The 25,755-nt window shown below is 53.6% G+C and carries 22 protein-coding genes, 1 tRNA gene and 2 pseudogenes; 10 read left to right on the top strand and 15 right to left on the bottom strand.

Annotation, left to right across the window (positions count from 1 at the left end; all coding sequences use genetic code 11):
• Window position 1 precedes the first annotated feature (1 nt).
• Complete coding sequence (gltS, locus tag AA74_RS0101970) at window positions 2-1,204, bottom strand: sodium/glutamate symporter (RefSeq protein WP_025910632.1); 1,203 nt, start codon at window positions 1,202-1,204, stop codon at window positions 2-4.
• Window positions 1,205-1,429: 225 nt separating this feature from the next.
• Here gltS and xanP point away from each other — a divergent pair, with 225 nt between their 5' ends.
• Window positions 1,430-2,821, top strand: a complete 1,392-nt coding sequence (gene xanP, locus AA74_RS0101975) for a xanthine/proton symporter XanP (protein WP_008502668.1) — start codon at window positions 1,430-1,432, stop codon at window positions 2,819-2,821.
• 119 nt (window positions 2,822-2,940) lie between these two features.
• A complete protein-coding gene (locus AA74_RS0101980) occupies window positions 2,941-4,635 on the top strand; it encodes an AsmA family protein (RefSeq protein ID WP_025910634.1) in 1,695 nt (564 codons plus the stop codon).
• Window positions 4,636-4,763: 128 nt separating this feature from the next.
• On the opposite strand, the gene yicI is transcribed toward AA74_RS0101980, so the two are convergent.
• Complete coding sequence (yicI, locus tag AA74_RS0101985; protein WP_025910636.1) at window positions 4,764-7,082, bottom strand: alpha-xylosidase; 2,319 nt, start codon at window positions 7,080-7,082, stop codon at window positions 4,764-4,766.
• Between the two features lie 12 nt (window positions 7,083-7,094).
• Complete coding sequence (locus tag AA74_RS0101990) at window positions 7,095-8,486, bottom strand: glycoside-pentoside-hexuronide family transporter (RefSeq protein WP_025910638.1); 1,392 nt, start codon at window positions 8,484-8,486, stop codon at window positions 7,095-7,097.
• Window positions 8,487-8,775: 289 nt separating this feature from the next.
• On the opposite strand from AA74_RS0101990, the gene AA74_RS0101995 reads away from it, so the two are divergent.
• Window positions 8,776-8,870 (top strand) — tRNA-Sec (locus AA74_RS0101995).
• Between the two features lie 152 nt (window positions 8,871-9,022).
• Window positions 9,023-10,212: pseudogene (locus tag AA74_RS01000000121940) on the top strand (tyrosine-type recombinase/integrase).
• 187 nt (window positions 10,213-10,399) lie between these two features.
• On the opposite strand, the gene AA74_RS1000000122575 reads toward AA74_RS01000000121940, so the two are convergent.
• Genes AA74_RS1000000122575 through AA74_RS0102015 form a run of 4 tightly spaced genes read right to left on the bottom strand, consistent with a single transcriptional unit; the run spans window position 10,400 to window position 14,343 of the window.
• Entirely contained in the window at window positions 10,400-10,672 is a 273-nt protein-coding gene (locus AA74_RS1000000122575) for a YkgJ family cysteine cluster protein (protein WP_061353835.1), read from the bottom strand.
• The gene (locus tag AA74_RS0102005) at window positions 10,669-12,240 is read right to left on the bottom strand and encodes an ATP--cob(I)alamin adenosyltransferase (protein WP_025910640.1); all 1,572 of its coding nucleotides are present in this window, start codon (window positions 12,238-12,240) and stop codon (window positions 10,669-10,671) included. The genes AA74_RS1000000122575 and AA74_RS0102005 overlap by 4 nt, the downstream gene beginning before the upstream one ends.
• 46 nt (window positions 12,241-12,286) lie before the next feature.
• Window positions 12,287-13,384, bottom strand: a complete 1,098-nt coding sequence (locus AA74_RS0102010; RefSeq protein ID WP_025910642.1) for a hypothetical protein — start codon at window positions 13,382-13,384, stop codon at window positions 12,287-12,289.
• Between the two features lie 38 nt (window positions 13,385-13,422).
• On the bottom strand, window positions 13,423-14,343 hold the full coding sequence (locus AA74_RS0102015) for a YafY family protein (RefSeq protein ID WP_025910644.1): 921 nt from the start codon (window positions 14,341-14,343) through the stop codon (window positions 13,423-13,425).
• A 263-nt stretch (window positions 14,344-14,606) separates the two neighbouring features.
• Between AA74_RS0102015 and AA74_RS1000000123210 the strand changes: the two are divergent.
• A pseudogene (locus tag AA74_RS1000000123210) lies at window positions 14,607-15,720 on the top strand (IS3 family transposase).
• Between the two features lie 130 nt (window positions 15,721-15,850).
• Window positions 15,851-16,438, top strand: coding sequence for a hypothetical protein (locus AA74_RS0102030; protein ID WP_224162534.1), 588 nt, complete (start codon window positions 15,851-15,853; stop codon window positions 16,436-16,438).
• A gap of 32 nt (window positions 16,439-16,470) precedes the next feature.
• Here the strand turns inward: AA74_RS0102030 and AA74_RS0102035 are convergent, their stop codons facing one another.
• The 3 genes from AA74_RS0102035 to AA74_RS0102045 all read right to left on the bottom strand — a co-directional run bounded on the left by AA74_RS0102035 (window position 16,471) and on the right by AA74_RS0102045 (window position 18,629).
• On the bottom strand, window positions 16,471-16,914 hold the full coding sequence (locus tag AA74_RS0102035) for an acetyltransferase (RefSeq protein WP_025910648.1): 444 nt from the start codon (window positions 16,912-16,914) through the stop codon (window positions 16,471-16,473).
• 65 nt (window positions 16,915-16,979) lie between these two features.
• Window positions 16,980-18,026: a class I SAM-dependent methyltransferase gene (locus tag AA74_RS0102040; RefSeq protein WP_025910649.1), complete on the bottom strand. Its 1,047-nt coding sequence runs from the start codon at window positions 18,024-18,026 to the stop codon at window positions 16,980-16,982.
• 78 nt (window positions 18,027-18,104) lie between these two features.
• A complete protein-coding gene (locus AA74_RS0102045; RefSeq protein WP_025910651.1) occupies window positions 18,105-18,629 on the bottom strand; it encodes a lipocalin family protein in 525 nt (174 codons plus the stop codon).
• 117 nt (window positions 18,630-18,746) lie between these two features.
• Here AA74_RS0102045 and AA74_RS0102050 point away from each other — a divergent pair, with 117 nt between their 5' ends.
• The 4 genes from AA74_RS0102050 (at window position 18,747) to AA74_RS0102065 (ending at window position 22,278) form a co-directional block, all read left to right on the top strand.
• Window positions 18,747-19,472, top strand: a complete 726-nt coding sequence (locus AA74_RS0102050) for a MerR family transcriptional regulator (protein WP_008500116.1) — start codon at window positions 18,747-18,749, stop codon at window positions 19,470-19,472.
• 99 nt (window positions 19,473-19,571) lie between these two features.
• On the top strand, window positions 19,572-19,982 hold the full coding sequence (gene uraH / locus AA74_RS0102055) for a hydroxyisourate hydrolase (RefSeq protein WP_008500117.1): 411 nt from the start codon (window positions 19,572-19,574) through the stop codon (window positions 19,980-19,982).
• A gap of 102 nt (window positions 19,983-20,084) precedes the next feature.
• The gene (locus tag AA74_RS0102060; RefSeq protein ID WP_008500118.1) at window positions 20,085-21,044 is read left to right on the top strand and encodes a DUF523 and DUF1722 domain-containing protein; all 960 of its coding nucleotides are present in this window, start codon (window positions 20,085-20,087) and stop codon (window positions 21,042-21,044) included.
• 145 nt (window positions 21,045-21,189) lie between these two features.
• A complete protein-coding gene (locus AA74_RS0102065) occupies window positions 21,190-22,278 on the top strand; it encodes an AAA family ATPase (protein WP_025910657.1) in 1,089 nt (362 codons plus the stop codon).
• Between the two features lie 56 nt (window positions 22,279-22,334).
• Here AA74_RS0102065 and AA74_RS0102070 read toward each other — a convergent pair whose 3' ends face one another.
• From AA74_RS0102070 to cdiI, 5 genes are all read right to left on the bottom strand, one after another.
• Window positions 22,335-22,586, bottom strand: a complete 252-nt coding sequence (locus AA74_RS0102070; RefSeq protein ID WP_025910659.1) for a hypothetical protein — start codon at window positions 22,584-22,586, stop codon at window positions 22,335-22,337.
• A gap of 184 nt (window positions 22,587-22,770) precedes the next feature.
• Complete coding sequence (locus AA74_RS0102075) at window positions 22,771-23,121, bottom strand: hypothetical protein (protein ID WP_025910661.1); 351 nt, start codon at window positions 23,119-23,121, stop codon at window positions 22,771-22,773.
• A 295-nt stretch (window positions 23,122-23,416) separates the two neighbouring features.
• Entirely contained in the window at window positions 23,417-23,872 is a 456-nt protein-coding gene (locus AA74_RS0102085) for a hypothetical protein (RefSeq protein ID WP_025910663.1), read from the bottom strand.
• Window positions 23,873-24,998: 1,126 nt separating this feature from the next.
• On the bottom strand, window positions 24,999-25,199 hold the full coding sequence (locus AA74_RS1000000122590; protein ID WP_071530939.1) for a hypothetical protein: 201 nt from the start codon (window positions 25,197-25,199) through the stop codon (window positions 24,999-25,001).
• Window positions 25,200-25,391: 192 nt separating this feature from the next.
• Window positions 25,392-25,754 carry a ribonuclease toxin immunity protein CdiI gene (gene cdiI, locus AA74_RS1000000122595; RefSeq protein WP_008500122.1) on the bottom strand — a complete coding sequence of 121 codons (363 nt, stop codon included), beginning with the start codon at window positions 25,752-25,754 and terminating at the stop codon, window positions 25,392-25,394.
• Between the last annotated feature and the right edge of the window lies 1 nt (window position 25,755).

Raw genomic sequence — 25,755 nt, forward strand, 5'->3', positions numbered from 1 at the left:
TTCAGGCGAACATCGGCAGCATCAGGTACAGCTTAGTCACCAGCGCGTTGACGATATCAATAAAGAACGCCCCGACCATCGGAACCACCAGAAACGCCATGTGCGATGGCCCAAACCGTTCGGTGATCGCCTGCATGTTGGCGATAGCCGTTGGGGTTGCCCCCAGACCAAAACCGCAGTGACCCGCCGCCAGCACCGCCGCATCGTAGTTTTTGCCCATCATGCGCCAGGTGACAAACATGGCGTACAGCGCCATAAACAGGGCCTGCACCGCCAGAATCGCCACCATCGGCAGCGCCAGGGAGGCCAGCTCCCACAGCTTGAGGCTCATCAGCGCCATCGCCAGGAACAGCGGCAGGCAGACGTTGCCGAGCACCGACACCGCCCGTTCAAACACGCGGTAGAAGCCCATCAGCGCCAGGCCGTTGCTCAGAATCACCCCGATAAACAGCACGCAGACAAACGTCGGCAGCTCAAACGCGGAGCCCGCCAGCCATTGCGCAACCACTTTGCCCACGGTGAGGCAGATGGCGATCATCGCGATGGTTTCAATCAGCACCAGCGAGGTAATACTGCGCCCAACGTCAGGCTTTTCAAAGGCGGTCGGTACCAGCTCGTCGTCCGGCCTGCCGTCCGGCGTGGTGGAGTGCTTCACCAGATAGCGCGCCACCGGGCCGCCAATCAGGCCACCCAGCACCAGGCCAAAGGTGGCACAGGCCATCGCCACTTCCGTTGCATTTTCAAAACCGTAGCGCTCGACGAACAATTTACTCCACGCCGCCCCGGTACCGTGACCGCCTGACAGCGTAATCGACCCCGCCAGCAGCCCCATCAGCGGGTCCAGCCCCAGCAAGGTTGCCATGCCGATGCCAATCGCGTTTTGCATCAGCAGCAGCCCCACCACCACAATTAAAAATACGCCAAGCACCTTACCGCCCGCCCGCAGGCTTGCCAGGTTGGCGTTCAGGCCGATGGTGGCAAAGAAGGCCAGCATCAGCGGGTCTTTCAGGGACATGTCAAAATCGATTTCCCAGCCCATGCTTTTTTTGAGCACCAGCAGGGCCAGCGCCACCAGCAGGCCGCCAGCGACAGGTTCAGGAATGGTGTATTTTTTCAGAAGGGAAACGCTATGTACCAGCTTACGGCCAAGCAGTAACACCAGCGTTGCGGCAACAAGGGTCGACAACGTATCGAGATGAATCATAGAAGGCTCCTTTTTTGCGCGTGTTCTATACACACGCGGCGTTATCCTGGGCCGGTTTGCGCTCTTCATGAGCTTCCGGCGCAAAAAGTGTAATTTTTTTTCCTCATCGGATGTAGAAAACCTGCTCACAGCGGCAGATTTTCTTGTCTTTTTTTGCTGGCAATCGTTTGCTTTTACCAGATGGTCAGATAAAATGCCCGCTTTTCCACCGTGGGATTGTCGCCGATGTCCGTTAACACCATAGAGTCGCCTGATGCGCAACCGATTGCGCAGAAGCAAAATAGCGAACTGATTTACCGCCTTGAAGACCGCCCGCCGCTGCCGCAGACGCTTTTCGCCGCCTGCCAGCATCTTCTGGCGATGTTTGTTGCGGTGATCACCCCGGCGCTGCTGATCTGTCAGGCGCTCGGTTTACCGGCGCAGGACACGCAGCACATTATCAGCATGTCTCTCTTCGCCTCCGGCGTGGCCTCGATTATCCAGATTAAAGCGTGGGGTCCGGTGGGGTCGGGTTTACTGTCGATTCAGGGCACCAGCTTTAACTTTGTGGCACCGCTGATCATGGGCGGTACGGCCCTGAAAACCGGCGGCGCGGATGTCCCGACCATGATGGCGGCGCTGTTCGGCACGCTGATGCTGGCCAGCTGTACGGAGATGGTGATCTCCCGCGTTCTGCATCTGGCTCGCCGCGTTATCACCCCGCTGGTTTCCGGCGTCGTCGTGATGATTATCGGCCTGTCGCTGATTCAGGTGGGCCTCACCTCCATCGGCGGCGGCTATGCCGCGATGAGCGACCACACCTTCGGCGCGCCAAAAAACCTGCTGCTGGCGGGCGTCGTGCTGGCCATCATTATTCTGCTTAACCGCCAGCGTAACCCATACCTGCGCGTCGCCTCGCTGGTGATCGCCATGGCGGCAGGCTACCTGCTGGCGTGGGCGCTGGGCATGCTGCCGGAGAACACCGCGCCAGCCAACAGCGCGCTGATCACTGTCCCTACGCCGCTGTATTACGGTCTGGGCATTGACTGGGGTCTGCTCCTGCCGCTGATGCTGGTCTTTATGATCACCTCTCTGGAGACCATCGGCGACATCACCGCCACCTCCGACGTCTCCGAGCAGCCCGTTTCCGGCCCGCTGTACATGAAGCGCCTGAAAGGCGGCGTGCTGGCGAACGGTCTGAATTCGTTTGTCTCTGCGGTCTTCAATACCTTCCCGAACTCCTGCTTCGGTCAGAACAACGGCGTGATCCAGCTGACCGGCGTGGCCAGCCGCTATGTCGGCTTCGTGGTGGCGCTGATGCTGATCGTCCTCGGCCTGTTCCCGGCGGTGAGCGGCTTTGTGCAGCACATCCCTGAGCCGGTGCTGGGCGGCGCAACGCTGGTGATGTTCGGGACGATCGCGGCCTCCGGCGTGCGTATCGTCTCCCGCGAGCCGCTGAACCGCCGCGCAATCATGATTATTGCGCTGTCGCTGGCCGTCGGTCTGGGCGTTTCTCAGCAGCCGCTGATCCTGCAGTTTGCCCCGGACTGGGTGAAAAACCTGCTCTCTTCCGGCATTGCTGCGGGCGGTATCACCGCTATCGTGCTGAACCTCGTTTTCCCGCCTGAAAAGAACTGATCCCCTTCACGGCAGGCAGTCAATGTCTGCCGTGACATCTATTTACACCATTCCCGCCTTGAGGATTGCGCATAAATCGTGCATAACTCCCTTATGTGCGTTTTGCGGGATGGAAGACCATGAAATTTATTGGAAAGCTACTCGTCTATCTTCTGGTAGCCCTGCTCATTGTGATACTGGCGCTCTATATTCTGCTCCAGACCCGCTGGGGCGCGACTCAGGTCAGCAGCTGGGTAACGGTGAATACCGACTACGAGCTCAGCTTCGACAAGATGAACCACCGCTTTTCGTCACCATCCCACATCATTCTGGAAAACGTCACCTTCGGCAGGGACGGTAAACCCGCCACGCTGGTGGCCAAAAAAGTGGATATCGGCCTCAGCAGCCGCCAGATAACCGATCCGCTGCACGTGGACACCATCACCCTGTTCGACGGCACGCTGAATCTCTCCCCGCAGACCGCGCCGCTGCCCTTCCAGGCGGATCGCCTGCAGCTGAACAATATGGCCTTTAACAGCCCGAATACCGAATGGGATCTGAGCGCGCAGAAGGTGACGGGCGGCGTCAGCCCATGGCAGCCAGAAGCGGGCAACGTGCTGGGTAATCACGCGCAGATCCAGATGAGCGCAGGCTCGCTGACCCTCAACGGCGTACCGGCCACCAACGTGCTGATCGAGGGCCAGCTTAACGGCAAGGAAGTGGTGCTGAACACGATTGGTGCCGATATGGCCCGGGGCTCGCTCACCGGCTCGGCCCTGCGCAACGCCGACGGGAGCTGGATTATCGACACGATGCGCCTGAACGAGATCCGCCTGCAGAGCGATAAAACGCTGACGGCGTTCTTCGCACCGCTGGCCACTATCCCCTCTCTGCAGATTGGTCGTCTGGACGTGACCGACGCCCGGCTTCAGGGCCCGGACTGGGCGGTGACCGACCTCGATTTAAGCCTGCGCAACCTGACGCTGAGCAAAGGTGACTGGCAGAGCCAGGAAGGCCGCCTGTCCATGAACGCCAGCGAGTTTATCTACGGCTCGCTGCATCTTTTTGATCCGATCCTGAATGCGGAGTTTTCCCCGCAGGGCATGGCGCTGCGCCAGTTCACCTCCCGCTGGGAAGGCGGCATGGTGCGCACGTCCGGTAACTGGCTGCGCGACGGTAAAGCGCTGGTGCTGGACGATGTCGCCATTGCCGGGCTGGAGTATACCCTGCCGCAGAACTGGAAAACGCTGTGGATGGCGCCTCTGCCGGAATGGCTGAACAGCGTCACGCTGCAAAAATTTGGCCTGAGCCGCAACCTGGTGATCGACATCGATCCCGCCTTCCCGTGGCAGATCACCTCTCTGGACGGCTATGGCGCAAACCTGCAGCTGGTGAAAGATCGCCAGTGGGGCGTCTGGGGCGGCAGCGCAACCCTGAACGGCGCGGCGGCGACCTTTAACCGCGTGGACGTGCGCCGTCCGTCGCTGGCGCTGAATGCTAACGCCGCGACGGTGAACATTACCGACCTGAGTGCGTTTACCGAGAAAGGTATTCTGGAAGCCACGGCGACCGTTTCCCAGCTGCCGCAGCGGCAGACCGCGGTGAGCCTCAACGGGCGCGGCGTTCCGCTCAGCGTGCTGCAGCAGTGGGGCTGGCCTGCGCTGCCGATTGCAGGTGACGGCAATATTCAGCTCACCGCCAGCGGCAGCGTGCAGGCCAGTGCGCCGCTGAAGCCAACGGTGAATGGGAAGCTGAGCGCGGTGAATATGGATAAGCAGCAGGTAGAGCAGACGATGACGGGCGGCGTGGTGTCGGCGATGGCGCCGGCACAGTAAAAAGCCGGGTGGCGGCTTCGCCTTACCCGGCCTACGAGGTTTTGGTTCCCTCTCCCTGTGGGTGAGGGCATCAGACCGCATAATTACCGTAGGCCCGGTAAGCGCAGCGCCACCGGGCATTTTCCACCTCAGAGCTGAACCACCACCTCATCCCCCTCGGCTTTCACCACCACGCCCCACTCGCTACCCGCGTGCGAGCCGCCCTTCACGCCGCGCACTTTCTGCACGTTGCGCAAACACACCGACCAGTTTTGCGCGTCTCCCGCGCCGGTAAAGGTCACGATGTCGCCCTGACGCGATGCCTTCAGCGTAAACGCCACCGCGCCGTCCGCCGAAGGCACTTCGCTCACTGCCGTTGCGCCATCATCCAGGTTAAAGAGCTGGAAGGCCGTCCCCTCGTGCCACGCGTAGTCGGGCTTCTGGTTATTGTTGCCCAGCGCCAGCAGCGTGTTGCCGCGCACGTAGACCGGCAGGCTCATGAAATCGTGCTGCTGCTTATGCCAGCGGCTGCCCTGAATTTCGTCGTTGTGCCACAGGTGCGTCCAGCGCCCTTCCGGCAGGTAGAACTGCACGTCCCCCGCCTCGGAGAACACCGGAGCGACCATCAGGGCATCCCCCAGCATGTATTGACGGTCAAGGTAATCGCAGGCCGGATCGTCCGGGAACTCCAGCATCATCGCGCGCAGCATCGGCGTGCCGAACTTGCGCGCCAGCGCCGCCTGACGGTACAGGTACGGCATCAGCTGACACTTCAGCTGGGTGAAGTGGCGCACCACGTCGCAGGACTCGTCATCGTACGCCCACGGCACGCGGTAGGATTTGCTGCCGTGCAGGCGGCTGTGGCTGGAGAACAGCCCGAACGCGCACCAGCGTTTGTAGACGTGCGCCGGGGCGGTGTTTTCGAACCCGCCGATATCGTGGCTCCAGAACCCGAAGCCGGACAGGCCAATCGACAGCCCGCCGCGCAGGCTTTCGGCCATCGACTCATAGTTGGCGTAGCAGTCGCCGCCCCAGTGTACCGGGAACTGTTGCGCACCCACGGACGCGGAGCGGGCAAACAGCACCGCCTCTTCTTCTCCCACCGTCTCTTTCAGCACGTTCCACACCAGCTCGTTGTAGATGTAGGCGTAGTGGTTGTGCATCTTCTGCGGATCGGAACCGTCGAACCACTGCACGTCGGTCGGGATACGCTCGCCGAAGTCAGTCTTAAAGCAGTCGACGCCGATATCCACCAGCCCTTTCAGCTTGTCGGCATACCACCGGCACGCATCCGGGTTGGTGAAGTCGTAAATCGCCAGCCCCGGCTGCCATTTGTCCCACTGCCACAGGGAGCCGTCCGGGCGCCTGAGCAGGTAGCCCTTCTCTTTCAGTTCCCGGAAGATCGGGGATTTCTGGCCGATGTATGGGTTAATCCACACGCAGACCTTCAGCCCTTTCTCTTTCAGGCGGCGGATCATCCCTTCCGGATCCGGGAAGGTCACCGGGTCCCACTCGAAGTCGCACCACTGGAAGGCCTTCATCCAGAAGCAGTCGAAGTGGAACACGTGCAGCGGCAGGTCCCGTTCGGCCATGCCGTCGATAAAGCTGTTCACCGTGTCTTCGTCGTAGTTGGTGGTGAACGAGGTGGTGAGCCACAGGCCGAACGACCAGGCAGGCGGCAGCGCCGGACGCCCGGTGAAGCGGGTATAGCGGTTTAATACCTCTTTTGGCGTCGGGCCGTCGATCACGAAGTACTCAAGATATTCGCCTTCCACGCTGAACTGCACCTTAGAAACTTTCTCGGAGCCCACTTCAAACGAGACGTTTTCCGGGTGATTCACCAGCACGCCGTAGCCGCGGTTGGTCAGGTAGAACGGGATGTTTTTGTAGGACTGCTCGGTGCTGGTGCCGCCGTCGCGGTTCCAGGTCTCGACCGTCTGGCCGTTGCGCACCAGCGCGGTAAAACGCTCGCCCAGGCCGTAGACCGTTTCCCCCACGCCCAGATCCAGACGCTCAAAAACGTAATTGCGGTCGGTATTGCTGTCCTGCACGTAGCCGTTGTTTTTCAGCTGGCTGCCGGTAATGCGCTGGCCGTTGCGCAGGAAATCCAGCGCCCAGAACTCGCCTTTGGTGACGCGCACGCTGACGCTGCCGCTTTTCAGCTCGGCAAAATCGGCGTTGTTTTCAATCTCTACCTTCACGTCTTTCAGAACGTTCAGCGGATAGTGCGGGCCGTTGTTTAGCGCGCCCTGGAAGTGCTCAATGCGCACCCCCACAATCCCTTCCTGCGGGGCAAACAGGCGCACCGTGAACATCAACGTGTCGAGCTGCCAGGTGCGTTCGCGCACGTCACGCGGCGCAACAAACACCACCAGGTCATTGCCCTGCTGCTCCACGTCGAATACCTGCACCGGACAGGTCACGTTCAGGCCCGGTTGAATAAGCCAGTTTCCATCACTGATTTTCATGCTTTCGTCCTCTTAGTTCTGCAATTCTTTGCTGACCGGCAGGTTTTCAAACTCCTGCTGATTGCGGCGCGCACCCTGCGCCAGCTCGGCCAGGATTTTGGTCAGGAAGGGGGTTTTCAGCGTGTAGTAGCGTTTGGCGATGATGGCGCTCAGCACGTAGCAGACCGCCGGGGCCAGGGTAAACAGGCCGATAATAATGCTGATGGTCGCGCTGTTCTGGGTTTTGGCCGCCGCGTCGTAGCCACCTCCAGCCAGCATCCAGCCGATCATCGCCCCACCCAGCGCCAGACCGAGCTTCAGCACGAACAGCGTGCCTGCAAAGCTGATGCCGGTCAGGCGCTTGCCGTTGGTCCATTCGCCGTAGTCGACGGTATCGGACATCATGACCCACTGGATCGGCGTCACCAGCTGGTGCAGCACGCCAATGACGAAGATAAAGGCGAACATCAGCACCGTGGCGTGCATCGGCACGAAGAACATCGCCACGCTGACCACCGCCAGCGCGGCGTTGGTCCACCAGAAGATGCTGACCTTGCACTTCCAGTCGGTGAGCGGTTTTGCCAGCGCGGAGCCAATCAGGTTGCCGACGCAGTAGGTGGTGAGGAACGCGACGAACACTTCCGGCGAGTCCATGATCCAGGTGCAGTAGTACATCATCGCGCCGCCGCGCACGCAGACGGCAAGGATGTTGAGGATGGTCAGCACGCCCACGATGCGCCACTGGTCGTTTTGCCAGATATCGCGCAGGTCTTCCCGCATGGAGGTGGTGCTCGGCGGCACCTGGATGCGCTCTTTGGTGGTGAAGAAGCAGAACGCCAGCATCAGGAACGCGACCACCGACAGCACGGCAATCCCGCCCTGGAAGCCGAATGCCTTATCGTCGCCGCCAATCAGCTTCACCAGCGGCATCATCAGCACCGTAGAGAGCATGCCGCCCGCCGTCGCCAGCACAAAGCGCCAGGACTGAAGGGAGATACGCTGCGTCGGGTCACTGGTGATCACGCCGCCCAGCGCGCAGTAAGGAATGTTGACCACGGTATAGAGCAGGGTCAGCAGGGTGTAGGTCACGGCGGCGTAAACCATTTTGCCGTTAAGGCTGAGGTCCGGCGTGGTGTAGGCCAGCACGCAGACGATACCGAACGGGATCGCGCCGAACAAAATCCACGGGCGGAACTTGCCCCAGCGGCTGCGGGTGCGATCGGCAATCAGCCCCATGCACGGGTCGGAGATCGCATCCAGCGCGCGGGCCAGCAGGAACATGGTGCCGACGAACCCGGCGGGAATGCCGAAAATGTCGGTGTAGAAAAACATCATGTACAACATGACGTTATCAAAAATGATGTGGCTGGCGGCGTCTCCCATGCCGTAGCCAATCTTCTCTTTTACTGACAGTACTTCGCTCATCTTTTTTATCCTTCACGCTGTAGGGGGCGCTGAGACCGGTTGCATTGGTTTTAAACCATTGTTTCAACGGCGGGTATTGCGTTTTCTGGTTAGCAGATTACGTTTCTTGTTTTTTGTGATCGCGGTAAATACCGGAGAGCACGAAAGGCTAACCTGAGGATTTTCTTAAGAATTAACTGAAACAGGGGGGTACAGGTCAAAAGAGAGGTGAAAAAAGTGGTGTGGGGTATGTGGTAAATGCCTGAAAGTAGCTATAATGCGCCCCGCCTCCATGTAGCAATGCAGGCGCGGAAGATCGTCATCTCCGGTGAGGTGGCTGGACTTCAAATCCAGTTGGGGACGCCAGCGTTCCCGGGCAGGTTCGACTCCTGTGATCTTCCGCCAATATGCCTCTTCTAAATTCTCCCTAAGTCAATTAATCCCTTATAATACCTGCAACTGAAAGCATCTATGCTCTCCTTAGATCAACTCATGTCTATCAGAATCAAGCGTGTTCTGGGGGCATAAAAGATGCCCCTATTTTCTAGGTGCCCCCAATGAAACTGACAGCCTGACAAGTAGAGACCGCAAAACCTAAAGATAAGCCGTACAAGCTCTCAGACGGTGGTGGACTTTATCTTGAGATAGCAACCAGCGGCTCTCGCTACTGGAGACTAAAATATCGCTACGGAGGTAAAGAGAAGCGCTTAGCATTTGATGTTTATCCTGAACGTGACAGAAGAGAAGGGGCTAAAAAGACATTAGCTGCAGGAAGTGCTCCAGCAGAAGTAAAAAAAGCGGAGAAATTAGCCCAAAAGCTCAATATTGAGAACACCTTCGAAGCTGTAGCTCGTGAGTGGCATCACTCAAAAGCCGATCGCTAGTCATTACGCTACTGCGATGAAATCATTGATACCTTTGGAAAAGATATTTTCCCTACATTGGTAAGCGCCCTATTGCTGAAAGCAAACCAATGGAATTACTGGAAGCACTCCGTCGCATGGAAAAGCGCGGGGCGTTAGAGAAAATGCGCAAGGTTCGTCAACGCTGTGGTGAAGTGTTTCGCTATGCAATAGTCACAGGCAGGGCCGAATATAACCCAGCACCGGATCTTGCAACTGCCCTGGCAACACCAAAGAAAACGCATTTTCCTTTCCTCTCTGCAGATGAGCTCCCGCATTTCCTCAAAGACCTCTCTGGCTATACTGGCAGTGTCATCCCAAAAACAGCAACATAGATCATCATGCTGACGGGCGTACGAACTCAGGAGCTACGTTTTTCCCGATGGGAAGATATTGATTTTGAAAAACGACTCTGGGAAATACCTGCCGAGGTGATGAAAATGAAGCGACCCCATATCGTTCCAATATCGAACCAGATAGTGGCCCTATTTGAATCGCTTAAACCGATTACCGGGCAGTATCCATTAGTGTTTATCGGGCGTAATGATCGAACTAAACCAATCTCAAAGGAAAGTGTGAATCAGGTAATAGAGCTACTGGGTTATAAAGGTAGGCTAACTGGACATGGCTTCCGTCACACCATGAGTACCATTTTGCATGAGCAGGGATTTAACTCAGCGTGGATTGAAACGCAACTTGCACACGTCGATAAGAATGCGATCCGTGGTACTTACAACCATGCGCAATATCTGGAAGGAAGAAGGGAAATGATGCAGTGGTATGGGGATTTTATTGATGAGCTAAGGATGAGAGAGGCTGTATTGAATAGGCATGTTGTGGGGTAAATACAACAATGATTTAGCCATCTATAAATCTAGATGGCTATTATTTGGAGTGTTTTTTTGTCTCCGAAGTGATTTACTTTAAATTCTGCTCTTTGATTCGGGTTCAAGTAGTCAAAACAACGGCAGCATCAGTCCAAAGGCCTTCAAACTGGCCTAGTCGTGACTATGGTCATGGGATCAGTCCATCCTACTGCTCAAGTTTTTCTAGAATTAAACAAGCTTCACGATTAAGAGTAATGAATTCCTGCCAGCTATATTGTTGTTGGTAGTTAAGCTGATACTGTTTTTCTACCTGGCAAATAAGCGGACGTGTTTCATAAATCGCGCACAGCTTTGTCTCCATCTGATAGTGACGACAAATGCCGTCACCACGATCGAGAAATTGCGTTTCACTGGCGCGATTGACGTGGCGACAACAAGCGCCGCACTGGTTACAGGGAAACGCGGGCGTTAGCGTCATAGCTTACTTAACCAGCTACGCACAGAGCGGGTATTCCCTGCTTCAAACGGTAGCGCAATATTACGGCGCTCAACCTCTGCACGCAGCAACAAACCACGCTCAATTTCACTATTCACCGCGTTAAGATGCAGCGAGAAACGCGATAACGCAGACGTATCAATAGCAAACTCTAACGCCGAAAGCTCCAGTAGATAACGATCGAGTTCAGCATTCACCTGCTGATAATACTCTAGTGCTTTCTGATACTTATCTTTAAACGTATCCAGAAACGCCCAGACCTTTTTCATCAATGCGCTGTGTTCAAGGAAGTAGTTCATCACCAGCGTCAGAAGACCGGTCGCCAGCGCGCCGCAGAAAGCCGCCAGTTCCGGACCAAAAGGAAAGACGAGCATCTTGGCTAAAGCTTCGTTAACCACCACACCAGCAGCCACGGCCACACCCGCAGCCACCAGCTTGCTCACCGCTTTAGCTAGCTGCCCCGGCGCTAACCCCTCAGGGTTAAAGACCATAACTTTAAAGGCCTGTACCAAATTGTTCCACATCTCACGAATCAGGCGCACCATCATCTTCTTAGTCGTAAAGAAGATATTGAAGAGCGTCGTCGTAATGCTGGAGAGCACGCCACCGATAGCACCGTCTTTAAAGGATGTCAGGAAAGTGCTGAATTTACTCTGCACTCGCTGCCAGACTGCGCGTAATGCCTCCGCCGCATCTTGCAGGAAGTCTCCGGCATCGAATGAACGACGATGCTTCTCGAACATCACCGGAATGCGCTCGCGGAACTCAAACCAGGTCTCAGCCAGAACCAGCCCCAACATCTGCCGCGTTCCCATGCGAAATGCATTGTTTATTGTGGCAGTGGCGACATTCTTCGCAAATTTGCTGCTGGTGTAATATTCCTGATTGATCGTACTGTTGTATTTTTCCCGCGCCTTTTTGTCAGCCTCTTTCATCCGTTCAAAATCGGCGGCTGCTTTATTTTCCAGCTTATTCAGTTGTTTTTGCTCTTGCTCGGAAAGCGTTGGCTGGCTGCGCAAACGGGCAATTTCCTGCGTGGTCGCAGCATGCTGTTCTTGTAGCGTTTGCACGAAGGCATCCATCGTTTTCGCCTTCTTCGCCTTATTCAGCGACTCATTCGTGAAGGTCAGATTTGATGAATCATTAGCCAGATCGGCACCATCGCATTCGGCAAGGATACGCCCTGGATCGTTGTGAATTTCATGGGCGGCAATAATATGGTCGAGATTCTTTTTATCATTAGCCGCAAATCTCTCACCAGTGTAGGTATCGGTCAACGTACCGGCCTCGTGCGCCTTTTTTCCCGCCCGGTTGGTGGCAATGTAGTTTTCGTGCCTATGGTAATGATGAGAATCATACCCTTCGCGTTGCTCGTACCGTTGACGCTCGGCATCGGAGGCATACACTCCCTCGCGAGCGTTATGAATGGTATTCACATCGCCGCCGTGTTTATCCTCCAGCAAGAGAAAATCCAACCCAAAAGAGGTAGTCAGACTCTTGACTACCGTCTGATGTAACTCTTCACCCCAGTCAAACCTGGCTGTGTTCATTGTGCTCGCCCATAGCAATACCGGGCAGATTCGCCCGGCGAGTTGATTAAATACGAGAAGAAAATGCGTCAAACTCAGAATCAGAAGCCGCCAGTTTTTCGTCCAGAATCTCTTTGTTCAGCAGGTTCATACCGTTGCTGTCGGTCTGCAGTTGGATCACGCCATCTTCGATAACGGCTTCACCGTTTTCCTGCGTCACCGGCTTGAACAACGGCGTGGTGATCACGTCGGTCATTATGGCAGCTAATTCATAACCATGGTCGATAATCGCCATGATCTCTTCCGACTCACTAATCTCGGTAGTGATATTCTTCTCATGACGTTCAACAATGATGGTATGCATCGCTTTCAGCGGCTCAAAGTAGTGCTGAATAAAGACGCTATGCATACGGGTGATTGATTCATAAATGCTATTTACATACTGCTGCACCTTCGTCAGCTGCGCTTCAGCCGCATTCATTTTTTCCACCGCCGCGGTCACTTCACGGGAGCTTTGATAAGCATTGTTAAGCGCCTTTTCGGCATGGCTATCGTAAGCCCAGCCCGCAATAGCAATCAGCGGAGCCACCACTGCACCGCCAAGCACCATCGCGCCGCCCGCCATCCCCCAACCACCTGCGGCCAGGGAACCACCACCAATCGCTGCCATTGTGGCGTTATACGCCGCCGCACCAGACAGGGCGGCGATCGGCGTACCGGTAGAAGCTGCGGCAAACGCCATCACGCCGCTGTACACGGCAAAACCAGCGGCAGCACCAGAAACCCCGGCACCGACGACCGTCGTCAGGTATTCCGTGGCGGAAATCGCCAAGTTCTGAATTTTATTGATGTTATGCTGTGGTACCTTCAGCTGAAGATCTTTATGCCCATCTTTCGCCATACGCGCCAGCAGATCGTCGGCAATCGTTTTAAACTCATTGAAATCTTTACCGATTTCCAGCTCTTTTTCACCCAGTTCGGCCAGTTTTTTCGACGTTGTTTCATTTGCCAGATCAAAGCTCTCTTTATGCTTATCAAAGCGACGCTGCGCGCGATCTAATACATCATCAGCTTCCGATTTTTTCTGGTAGCCATCATAAGCTTTTTTGCCGCCAAACGCCGTTGCCGCTGCCGCGACGCCCAGAATAATGAATGGTAATGCCATAGATAATAATCTCCTGTGCAATAAGTCGTTGTTACCCGCTACGCATCACATTCCTGAACAGGAACAGAGTCACGATCGACAGTGATGTAGTTATGCAGTAAGTTGATGACCGTTTTTTTCAACCATTCTGGTTCCAGAATTTCTATATTCGGTAACCAGAATAGAATTAGTGGAATAATTTGATTCTGATGTGCTGCCTTGCAAAGCAAAGTCACACCATCATTCTCTTCGCGAACCAATTCTTGCTGAGGCAGTAAGTCTCGTCTTGCGAAGTAGCCAGCAATACTGTGTTTAATACGCACCCGCACCTCAAACGTCTCTTCACTCACCCAAGGATCGCGATGCTCATCAATTAATGACAGTGTGGGGGTGTCTACAGCAAAATGCTCTTTCCGGATATCCAACCACCGAATTTTACCTAACGAAAAAGATTTTAGTTTTCCGTCCTCAGTCGCCTGCAGATACCAAATATTTTTCTGGTTAACTAATTTATAAGGATGAACAGTGCGCGTTTTGTCTTTATATAAAATATGACAGACGCTGTTTTTCTGAATCGCTTTTTCTAATAAGTTAAAATACTTTCGCAAATCATTTCTGACTGAATGTTCAGGGCGACCAAACTGAACTCTAACATGCTGTTCTGCAGCTCTTTTCTCTAAGCTAAGCCAAAAATCCTCATCTCTGTCAGGAAAAACCGCATCGGCGTCCAGCAACTTAGCCAGTGGGTAATGAAGAGCATCGTAGCGATTATTCTGAGCTCGAATAGGTATCAATCGATACTCTCCACCACCACACCCCTCTATAAATGAGGAAAGCATATTAAGATCACGATAGACCGTTCGTTCAGTAATATTAAATTTCCTCATCAACTGATAGCGATTCACAGCGCCACAAGTTTGTAGTTCTATCAGAATATCGACTAAACGTCCCGCTGAGCAACTCCTTGCTGAATCGGCCATAAGCACCTACTTTTCTGTTTCCCTGACATGGATTATATGTGAAATGCTGACATAGGTTGTCAGTTCATCGGCAGGTTTGCCAACTTTTTTAGGGATACTGGCAATTTTTTTTATCGTTAACAACATTAGATCGTTTTAGATATACGGATGGTGTTAAGTGGACTGACTGAATCGCCACGGGTTTAACAGACACCTCAGAGCCATTTAAGATGACTTAAAGAGAGGTGACCATGAGCGGTTAGCGTTATCCTGAAGAGTTTAAAATTGAAGCAGTCAAACAGGTTGTGATCGTGGTCATTCTGTTTCCAGTGTTGCAACACGTTTCGATATCACCACTCACAGTCTTTACGCCTGGATAAAGAAGTACGGTCCGGATTCTTCCACTCATAATGAACAGTCAGATGCTCAGGCCGAAATCCGCCGTCTTCAGAAAGAGTTGAAGCGGGTTACGGACGAACGGGACATATTAAAAAAAGCCGCGGCGTACTTCGCAAAGCTGTCCGACTGAGGTACGCCTTTATCCGCGACAACAGCCGTTGCTGGCCTGTTCGTTTGCTCTGTCGGGTTCTGGATGTCCATCCGAGTGGATTTTATTTCTGGCTTCAGCAGCCACATTCACAACGTCACCAGACAGACCAGATGCTGACCGGGCAGATCAAACAGTCCTGGCTTGAGGAGGGCTGCGTCTAAGGTTATCGCAAGATCCATCTCGATCTGCGTGATACCGGACAGCAGTGCTGAGTGAACCGGGTCTGGCGGCTGATGAAGCGTGCCGGAATAAAAGCTCAGGTTGGGTACCGTAGCCCACGGGCACGTAAAGGCGAAGCCAGCATCGTGACACCCAACAGGCTCCAGCGGCAGTTCAATCCGGACTCACCGGATGAGCGTTGGGTGACGGACATAACCTACATCCGACCCCACGAAGGCTGGCTGTATATGGCCGTGGTGGTTGACCTGTTCTCCCGAAAAGTTATCGGCTGGTCAATGCAACCCCGCATGACAAAAGAGATTGTCCTGAACGCATTACTTATGGCGGTGTGGAGGCGTAATCCTCAAAAGCAGGTACTGGTTCACTCTGATCAGGGCAGTCAGTACACGAGCCATGAGTGGCAGTCGTTCCTGAAATCACACGGTCTGGAAGGCAGCATGAGTCGTCGCGGTAATTGTCATGACAACGCGGTTGCGGAAAGCTTTTTCCAGCTACTGAAACGCGAACGGATTAAGAAAAGGATCTACGGAACGAGAGACGAAGCCAGAAGCGATATTTTTGATTATATGGAAATGTTTTATAACAGTAAGCGTCGGCATGGTTCGAGCGAGCAGATGCCACCGGCTGAATATGAAAACCTATATTATCAACGGCTCAGAAGTGTCTAGATTATCCGTGGCGATTCACACATGGTAAACGCAGTTTGCACCCCGACGACTCTTCAGAGGGCTGCATCATTGCTCCTCTGAGTGCCAGAAGGAGTATCTGGAAAAGCAACGATACGATATTGATTGTCAAATGAAGCATTTATTTTGTTTATTGCCATTACTCGTTGCAGTCAGTTCGCACGTCTCAGCAACGGAAATGACCGGCTTCGCGACCCGGTATTACGATGAAGACGACTCGCTGACGGAAATTTCAACAACAATGCCCCTTACCTCAACCATCACTATCGGTAAGAAAACCGTGCAAATGCAGGTTACTCATCTGGCGGACATCTCCAGCACACCAGTCAACAAAGACAGTTCCGCTCGTTGGGTCTGCCTTCATGACGACGATGGCACGAATTACTGGTTCATTTCTGATAACGAAATGGGTGCAGGATTGCTAACTGCGCTAGTTATAGCCAAAGATGGCATCCATAACGAGTGTGCTAAAACAACGGAACCTGTCAGAGTCTCAGTCGCTAATGTTCCATTATTAAATGCGACGCATGGGAATTTAGTCGAATTGTTCGGCAAGAAAGAGATCGCCAAAAAGAAAGCGATGCTTTTTTATCAGGAGACGCCAGTACAGAATGGATTCATCCAGAGTAATACGGTCTCTTATTACTTCGATGGCGAAAAAGTGCGTGGCGTAATCATCGGGCAAATTACCAGTAACTAGCTTGCAGACTCCCTCTCCAGAGGGAGGGGGCGTTAAACCTGCCCGCCCAACTGCATATGCAGCAACGGAAACGGATTCCCCTGCCCGTCCAGTTCCGAGCGTCCGACCTGCTCAAACCCCATATGGCCATAAAACGCGACGCCCTGCGGGTTCTGCTCATTCACATCCACTTCGTTCGCGCCGAACGCTGCGATGGCGTGTTGCAGCAGCAATTTCCCAACGCCCTTCCCGCGGCTCGCGTCGTCAACAAACAACATTTCAATGCGGTTTTCATCCACGCCTAAAAAGCCGTGAATAACGCCTGCGTCATCGCGAGCAATCACAACCTTGAGATTTGGCAGATAGGCGTTGAGCAATAGCGGGCGCAGCGCCGCAATATCGCTTTCCTGTAAAAAGTGATGGGTGGCGCGGACGGAGGATTCCCAGATCGCGACCAGACGCTCGAAGTGTGTGGGGAGTGCGGTTTCAATTTTCATGGGGGGATCATGATTGGAAAATCCTACTAATGCAAATCACTCTATGCGGCCTGCTCCCCCTCACCCTAACCCTCTCCCTCAGGGAGAGGGGACTGACCGTGCGGTTTTTCATCCCCTACCCTGATCTCCATCACCGCATACACCCCGTCCTTCGGCACCACCACGGTGACGTTTTCCACCGGCACGCCCGCCGCGAGGTGGATGTCCTGCAGCTGCTGTAACGACCTCGGGTGAATATCCTCCCAGCCGATACCCCGCAGCACAAAGTCAATCTGCGGGCTGCTGGTGAGCATGTTCGACACAATCACCGCGCCGCCGGGCTTGACCAGCCGCAGCGCGCGCTGGAGAAAAATCACCGCGTCGGTATCGTTGAAGTATTCGAAAATCCCCAGCGCGTCGACCAGTTCGGCCTGATGCTCCCCCAGCTCCAGCAGCAGGTCCTCGTTACGCACCAGCGTATGGAGCAGGTTACGCCTGAGCAGCGTCAGCTGTTCGCCCACCACAATGCCTTCCTGCGCCGCCATGGTTTCCGCCCAGCTCAGCGCTACGGGGTCTTTGTCCACTAGCGTGAGATACACCTGCTGACCGTCGAGCTTTGCTTCGCGCAACGCCTCCAGCACCGGAATGGCGGCACCGCTCGCCAGGCTGACCCAGTTGTTCTCGCTTTCATTATGAATGTACTTATCCACCAGCGCTGCCAGCACCCGGGCGCGGGAGCGCACGCCAATCGCATCGTTAGCGTGGATAAACCACTGGCGGCTGTCGCTGTCCATTTTTGTGCCGTCGGGCAGGCGGTCCTCCAGCGGGTTTTGCACCACAAACAGCGCCAGCGCGGAGGGGACCAGCCGGGTGCGCCACGCGGTGAGCGCCGGACGGTTGCGGAAGGCCTGTTCGGAATAGCGGTTCTGCGGAACAAGCACGGCCTGCCCCCCTTCGTCGTATTCCACCCTCGGCGGCCGGAGCGCTGGCTCGGCTTTCAGGGCGCGGTCAAGGGAGGCGATCTCACGGGCCGCATCGTCTTTCATCGGCCACTGGTCGCTGACGTCGGGAAATGACGCGCTGAAAATCGTCATATTTTCCGGCGCATCGCCGCGAAAAGGCTGCCAGTTCATGTCGTCTTCCCTCCGGTGGGCTTTTAACGGAAGTCTATCCAGGCGAGCCAGTAATGCCCCAGGAAGAAAGCACGATTTTTATTGCTTCACCCACACCAGCTGGTCAACCCGGAAGCCCAGATTGCGCGCGGTGTTCAGGTAATCCTGCTTCACCGCATCCGGGATGGTCGGCGTGCGTGACAGGATCCACAGGTAATCGCGGTTCGGGCCGCTGACCAGCGCATACTGGTACTTATCGTCGAGTCTGATCACGTTATACCCGCCGTAGAACGGGCCGAAGAAGGAGACCTTCAGCGCGGCGGTGGTCGGCTCGCCGGTAAAGTACGCTTTGCCTTCGCTCTCATTCCACTTGTTCTTCACCGGATCGTACCCCCGGTTAAGCACGCTGATGCCGCCGTCGCTGCGCTTGCCGTAGGTCGCCGTCACCTGCTCCAGGCCGCGTTCGAAGCGGTTTTCCAGACGGGCGACTTCGTACCATTTGCCGAGATAGCGGCTGGCTTCGAAGTTGGTAATAGGCTGCACGCCTTTCGGCGGCGTGGGAGATTTACACGCGACCAGCGTCAAAGCAATCGCAACACCGGTCACAACGGGCCATAGCTTCATGAGAATTCCTTTCATTTGCACGGTTGGATGTTAAGTGTAGTGCACCGTTTCGGCGCTTCATCCCGTTCGGGAAAATTCGTAGTATATTGAGAGTATTCCTCCACTCTGGACACGGACATGGCTTACTCCATCGGCGAATTCGCCAGACTCAGCGGCATCACCGCCACCACCCTGCGGGCGTGGCAGCGTCGCTATGGTTTACTCAAGCCACAGCGCACGGAAGGCGGCCATCGCCAGTACAGCGATGAGGACGTCCAGCAGGCGCTCAAAATCCTCGACTGGGTAAAAAAAGGCGTCCCGATCGGCCAGGTCAAACCGCTGCTGGAACGCCCGACGCCGGGCCGAACCAACAACTGGCAAACCCTGCAGCAGAACATGCTGCAACGCCTGCAGGACGGCAAAGTCGAGTCCCTGCGCCAGATGATTTACGACGCCGGACGCGAGTACCCAAGACCCGAACTGGTCGCGAACGTGCTGCGCCCGCTGCGCCGCCAGGTCTCGGCTAACGTGGCCGCCGCCATGACCCTGCGCGCGATCCTCGACGGCATCATCATCGCCTATACCTCGTTTTGCCTCGAAGGCGATAAAAAAGCGCCTGGCGATAACATTCTGCTTAGCGGCTGGCACCTGAACGACCCGTGCGAGATCTGGCTCGAAGCCCTAACGCGCACCGGGCAGGGCCACCGCATCGACATTCTGCCAGTTCCGCCAGACGCCCTGGCTCCGGACATTTTCCCGGAGCGAAAATGGCTGCTGGTCACCAGCGGTAAACTCACCGCCGGGCGGAAAAAGCAGGTGGAGCAGTGGCAGCAGCAGGTATCGCTTGAAGTGATTATCCTCTGATCATTTTCTCCTGCGGGAATCTTCACGAAAAGTTGAATATTTTCCCGCGCCGCAAATGCTAACGTTTTCCTGTGACGAATAACTCCACAGGAAAACACCATGAAAAAAACTGCCCCTCTGCTGATCCTGGCCTCAATGGCCTTTGCCCCCGCCGCCTTTAGCGCCCCTGCCGGTACGCTGAGCGTCCACATTCTCGACCAGCAAACCGGGATGCCGCCATCAGACGTGAGCGTTACGCTGGAGAAGCAGCAGCAGGACAAATGGACCCCGATTGCCAGCGGTAAAACCGACCATGACGGACGCATCAAATCGCTTTATCCGCAGGATCAGGACATGCAGCCTGGCGTGTATAAAGTGACCTTCAAAACCGCTGAGTACTTCCACGGCAAAAAGCTGGACTCCTTCTTCCCGGAGATCCCGGTGCTGTTTACCGTGACCCGCACCAACGAGAAGCTGCACATCCCGCTTCTGCTGAGCCAGTACGGTTACTCGACCTATAAGGGCAGCTAAGATGCATTGATTCTAAAGGAATAAAAAAAATAGTTCCGCGAATACTTGGACAAATTAGTCATGTTGTGTAAGTTTTAATTATATGAACGGGAGGACCACACCATGACAACGAAACCTGTGCTCGGTATTAGCGGATGTTTGACCGGATCCGCCGTTCGCTTTGACGGCGGACACAAGCGTATGAGCTTCGTCATGGATGAACTGGCCCAGTGGGTGAACTTCAGGCCCGTGTGTCCGGAAATGGCCATCGGCCTGCCGACGCCTCGCCCTGCGCTGCGTTTGATTATGACCACCAGCGGTGAAACGCAGATGCGCTTTAGCCACGCGCCTCACGAAGACGTTACGCAGAAAATGGCGGACTTTACGGCAGATTTTTTGCCGAAAATCGGCGATCTCGCCGGGTTTATCGTCTGCGCTAAATCCCCAAGCTGCGGCATGGAACGCGTGCGGCTGTATGATGAAAACGGCAACCGGGGCCGCAAGGAGGGGGTCGGGCTGTTCACCGCCGCCCTCCTTGAAACCTGGCCGTGGCTGCCCGTGGAAGAGGACGGACGCCTGCACGATCCGGTGCTGCGTGAAAACTTTGTCGAACGTGTTTTTGCCCTGCACGAATTGAACACGCTGCGTAAAAATGGCCTCACGCGCCGCGCGCTGCTGGACTTCCACAGCCGTTACAAACTCCAGCTGCTGGCGCACCATCAGGCGGGTTACCGTGAAATCGGCCCGTTCGTTGCCTCGCTGCACGAGTGGGAAGACCTGGACGCCTTCTTTGTGGCGTACCGGGAAAAGCTGATGACCATCCTAAAAAAACCCGCTTCGCGGAAGAATCACACCAACGTGCTGATGCATATTCAGGGGTATTTTCGTAACCAGCTGAACACCCGCCAGCGCGGCGAACTGCGCGACGTGATCCTGCATTATCGCAACGGACAGTTGCCTATCCTCGCCCCGATCACGCTGCTGAAGCACTACCTGGCCGAATACCCCGACCGGTATCTGATGACGCAAAACTACTTTGATCCCTATCCTGATGATTTGGGTCTGCGTCTGGCAGTCAAGTGATGAAAAAAATGCGAAGGCCCCATTGACCCGTAGAGGCCCAAAGCAGTACCCCGTTTAGACGACATCCTCACTGTCGTCTCTTTTTTGCATTTCATCTCAAAGACTGTGATTATATACAGGCTTATTCTGCGAAAGGGGCCTGCCTGTGATCCACACCCTGCACATCCAAAACTACCGCTCCATCCGCGAGATGTCGCTGGAGCTGGAGCAGCTCAATATCGTCTTCGGGCCGAACGGCACCGGGAAATCGAATATCTACAAGGCGATACACCTGATGCACAGCGCCGCCCAGGGGCAGTTTTCAAAGGCGCTGGCGAACGAGGGCGGCATTCTGAAGGTGTTCTGGGCAGGTAAAACCCGCAGCGACCAGCTGCGGCGGATGAACCTCGCGGTGGAAACAGAGACCTATGAATACGAGCTGCAGGTCGGGTTTGTGGAGAAGCTGCCTTACCCGTCGCAGTTCCAGCTCGACCCGGTGATCAAGGAAGAATCTCTCTGGCTGAGCGGCCAGCACCGACGCCCCTCGTCCCAGCTGATGAAGCGCAGGAATCAGGCCGTGTTTCTGAACAACGTGCATCACGAGAAGGTGACCCACAGCGGCACGCTGTACGAGAACGAATCGGTATTCGGCCAGCTCGGCGAACCGCACCTTTACCCGGAAGTGTCGCAGATGCGCGAGTCCCTGCGTAACTGGCGATTTTATCATGAGTTTTCTGTATCAATCGGCTCGGCGATGCGCGCCCCGCAGGTCGGTTTCCGCTCCCCGGTGCTGGCCAGCGACGGCGCCAACCTGGCGGCGGCGTTTCAGACCATCGTCGAAATTGGCGACGAGCTGCTGCTGATGCGCATCCTCGATCAGGCCTTCCCCGGCTGCGTGTTTTACAGCGACAACACCGGCGGACGTTTTCGCATGATGATGCAGCGCGAGGGGCTGAGCAGACCGCTGGAACCGGCGGAGTTCTCCGACGGCACCCTGCGCTTTCTGTGCCTGGCGGTAGCGCTGCTCAGCCCGCGCCCACCGGCGTTTATCGCGTTGAACGAACCGGAAAACAGCCTGCACCCACAGATGTTGCCCGCCCTGGCGAGCTTAATCGCCGAGGCCAGCCGCTACTCGCAGATCTGGCTCACCAGCCACTCGCCGGAGCTGGCGACGTTGATTGAGAAGCAGCGATCGTTTTCGCTGTATCAGCTGTCGATGGTTGAGGGGGAAACGAGGGTGGAGAGGCTGGGGTAAGCCGCATTCTCTTCCTTAGAAGCCCAACAAAAAGAAACACAGTCCCAAACTCGACATTACTCCGGGGGCTTCTTTCGTATCTTGCGCTCATCGAGTAAGGCATATAGCCACGATCTGACGCCTGCCGCGGTTGCTGCAATAGCGCTTACAACGACAACCTGCTTAATATCTGACCGGTCAAAAACAACGTCATGGCTGATGATGAATTTAACGACAATCAGGGCCAGAGAGAAAAACGCCAGGCAGCAAACAAACAGGTAGGCAATGCTGAACAATAACCTGGCGAGAGTAGGTTTATTTTTTGTCATTTTGTTCACATCATCTTTATCGGCATTATCGAAAACGCCCTTCTCAGAGAACCAAAAATATCATCAATATATACCTTTCCCGAGTCTGGTACAGGGCTAAACAGTGGTTGATATGAAAGGCCTGCAAATGTACGAACAGGGCTATAATTTTTATCTTTCCGATAGCAGTGTGTGGTTAATGAATTTAAGTTCTCTGCCCTGATTTATACACAGCAGATTCATTCTCTGCAGCTGCAAACCACGCGCTAAAGTTAGCTACTGCACCATGGTCCGCCCACCCCGGTGATGCAAAAGCATGAACATAGTAAACGTTAGGATCGCCTGATATAGAGTGGCCGTCAAAACAAGCAACATCGTCAGAGTCACTCTTTTTTGCAAATGGTATCAAATTTCGTTCTGGGTATTGCTTTTTAATTTCATCAAACCACTGCTGAGAATATCCCTCGAACTCGCACAGGAACCACCAAGGTTCCAGATCAATAAGATAGTCTTCATCTATAACATTCAGAAAGCTCTGCGGATACTGAAACCCCATGACAAACTCTTTATTCGACCAGTGGTCGCCTCACCCGTGTTGTTGGTGCTAACCTCTTTTTAGGTCGTAGAAATAGAATATTTCAGCCACTTTTAGTTTATCAATTGAATATCGCGTTGAACTAACCGGAAAACAGCCTGCCCCCGCAGATGCTGCCCGCCCTCGCGAGCTTAATCGCCGAGACCCGCCTCTACTCGCAGATCTGCCTTACCAGCTTCGATGGCGGAGGGGGAGACGCGGTGGAGAGGCTGGGGTAGTCTCAATGGGAACGGAGGCTGTTTTTTCGCATCTCGCTTCAGTGAAGCATGCCAATAAAGAACCCCAGATACCCGGCCCTGCTTAACCATATAAAGGGGCTGGTAAGGCCGGATCGCCGGATATTAATCAACTCTCTCATGGGGGCCAGGCCATCATTTTTGATAACGACATTTTTTGCACAATAGCGGCAATGCATAATCAGAAATAAAATTCCGGCGAACGCAAAACCAAAATAACTTTCGCGACTTCCCCAAAAATGGGTGCTTAATTTTAAATAAGTTAATCCCCAGATACTGACTAGAAAGACGATAAATGAAGATGCTGCGATGTTCATGTCTCGCTTACTACCCAGACCAAAAAAGAGCGCATCAAAGAAAAACATCGTGGTAAGAGGTGACTGAACGCTTCTTCCCGTCACTTTACTAAAACGGACAAACACGACAGTTCCGATGAAAAATGCGAACAGCGCAATTCCTAACAACAGATAAATCATTTGATTAGTCCTTCATTGCTTTCTGACATACAACCCCACTCGGATTGTCGGAACAAGACGCCATATCAACGCCATGCTGGCGTATCGTCGCGGCCTGAACATCTTCGCTACCGCCGAGTAAATCATCATCCGCAATAATTAATTTTTTTAAAAGAAAGATACTAACAACCTATACCAACAACAAGTCCACCAAATGAAGCACCCTTAATAACCCTCACTAAGTCAAAAATATTTATCTCAAAAGGAATATTACGAATGAAATAGAGACAGACTTTGAAAAAAATAAGTTAACAAAGCAATAATCTCCATTGTTAAAATCAGCGCCAGCAAAATAAAAAATATTAACCGTTTTTTTAGTTGATTTTGCTGCTCCATTATTGTTGTTAGCAGCCGTAATTTGCCGAGGCCCGCGGGCTGTTTTTTCGCATCTCACTCATACTATCTATTCTCAGCGACTATTTTTCCAGCGATACTCATGCAGTTTGTTTTTTAACCACACCCCTACACCTAATATTAATCCTGTAATACCCCCTTTTATTAATGCGATATGTAATGCCTTTTTCCATGAAAAAAAGAATTCACCATCGTTAAAATAGAAAATTATTGACACTCCGAACTGGCATGCGAAAAGAACAATAGTGACTAAAACTGTACAGTACATAACCAAGAAAAGAAGCCAAAAGATACCAACCTTACTGAAGATGCTCATTGCTTCTTCTCCCGTTTGTTTAACTCATCTTTTACCACTTTTCCTGGAAATTCAAAAGCAGTAGAACCTGTTACTACACCAATAACATCCTTTGTCACTTGATCAGCTACTGGAGACAATGAACCAAAAACTTTTGCTCCTAAACTACCAGCCGCACTTCCAAATCCACGACTTATCAGAGTGTTACTCGGGTCTTCCCTTTTAATCGCACTGCCAATCGCAGCCCCAATATTGATTGCCGCTCATACGTTCCAGCCTTTCCCCGTAGTTGCGGCAGATGCCACGCCCGGCATAATGGCATCAACGGGGAGCAGGTCAGTGAGAAGCAGGCTATCGTAAAATAGCCTGCCGGGATGAGTTCAGATATTTCCAAACAGTATTGCGTAACAAAAAAACGCCGCAGGAGCTGGGATCTTCTCAAGCCATCATATTGGCTAAAATTTGGCCTATATCATTAAGTAAGGCACAGACATCTTCTTTAGAAGCCCCAATCCTGGTTTCAAATTCAGGAACAGAGATACCATTACAGATTTCATTTAAAGCTGAATTCAGGATCAATAACTCATTTTCATCAATGGTTAATTGAGCTTGTTTCCCAGCAAGAGATATTACATTCATCACCTCAAATTATCGAAGTACGCCCTACCGTTTACAGGCCTAAAAACGGTTCCACCATCTGATGTTTTAGGATTGCGTGACCTGGCCGTTTTGGAGTACCGTCGCGGACGGCGGTACTCCAAAAACACATCTTGTCTGGAAGTGAAAAAGGCAGAGCAAAAAAATCCCGCGGACAGTTGGCTGGATTTGTACTCACACAGGTAGCCGAGCAAGTAAGCTATTTACCTTTTCCGTATCTTCCGGGTGAAGCAGCAAATACTTTTCACTTGCAAGTCGTACGTAGTGATAGCAGATTTCTTCACTAACGATAGTAGTATCTGCTTCAGAGGGAGGATAACCAACAGCAAATTCAACACCCTCAAAATGTTCACTTTCGTCATAACTTTCCATATCAGGAAAGAAGCAGTAAACCCCATCTCTCATAAATGAATGCTTTTTAATAATACTTTCAATAGACATCAAGAAATCACCATCATTATACATGAGGTCAAAGTAAGTTTTTATAACCACGTAAGGGTCTGATTTTATATAAGGTAAACCAAATAAAAATTTCATT

Origin of the sequence: Enterobacter sp. 5-4, from assembly GCF_000612205.1 — a bacterium.
Classification (GTDB): domain Bacteria; phylum Pseudomonadota; class Gammaproteobacteria; order Enterobacterales; family Enterobacteriaceae; genus Enterobacter; species Enterobacter roggenkampii.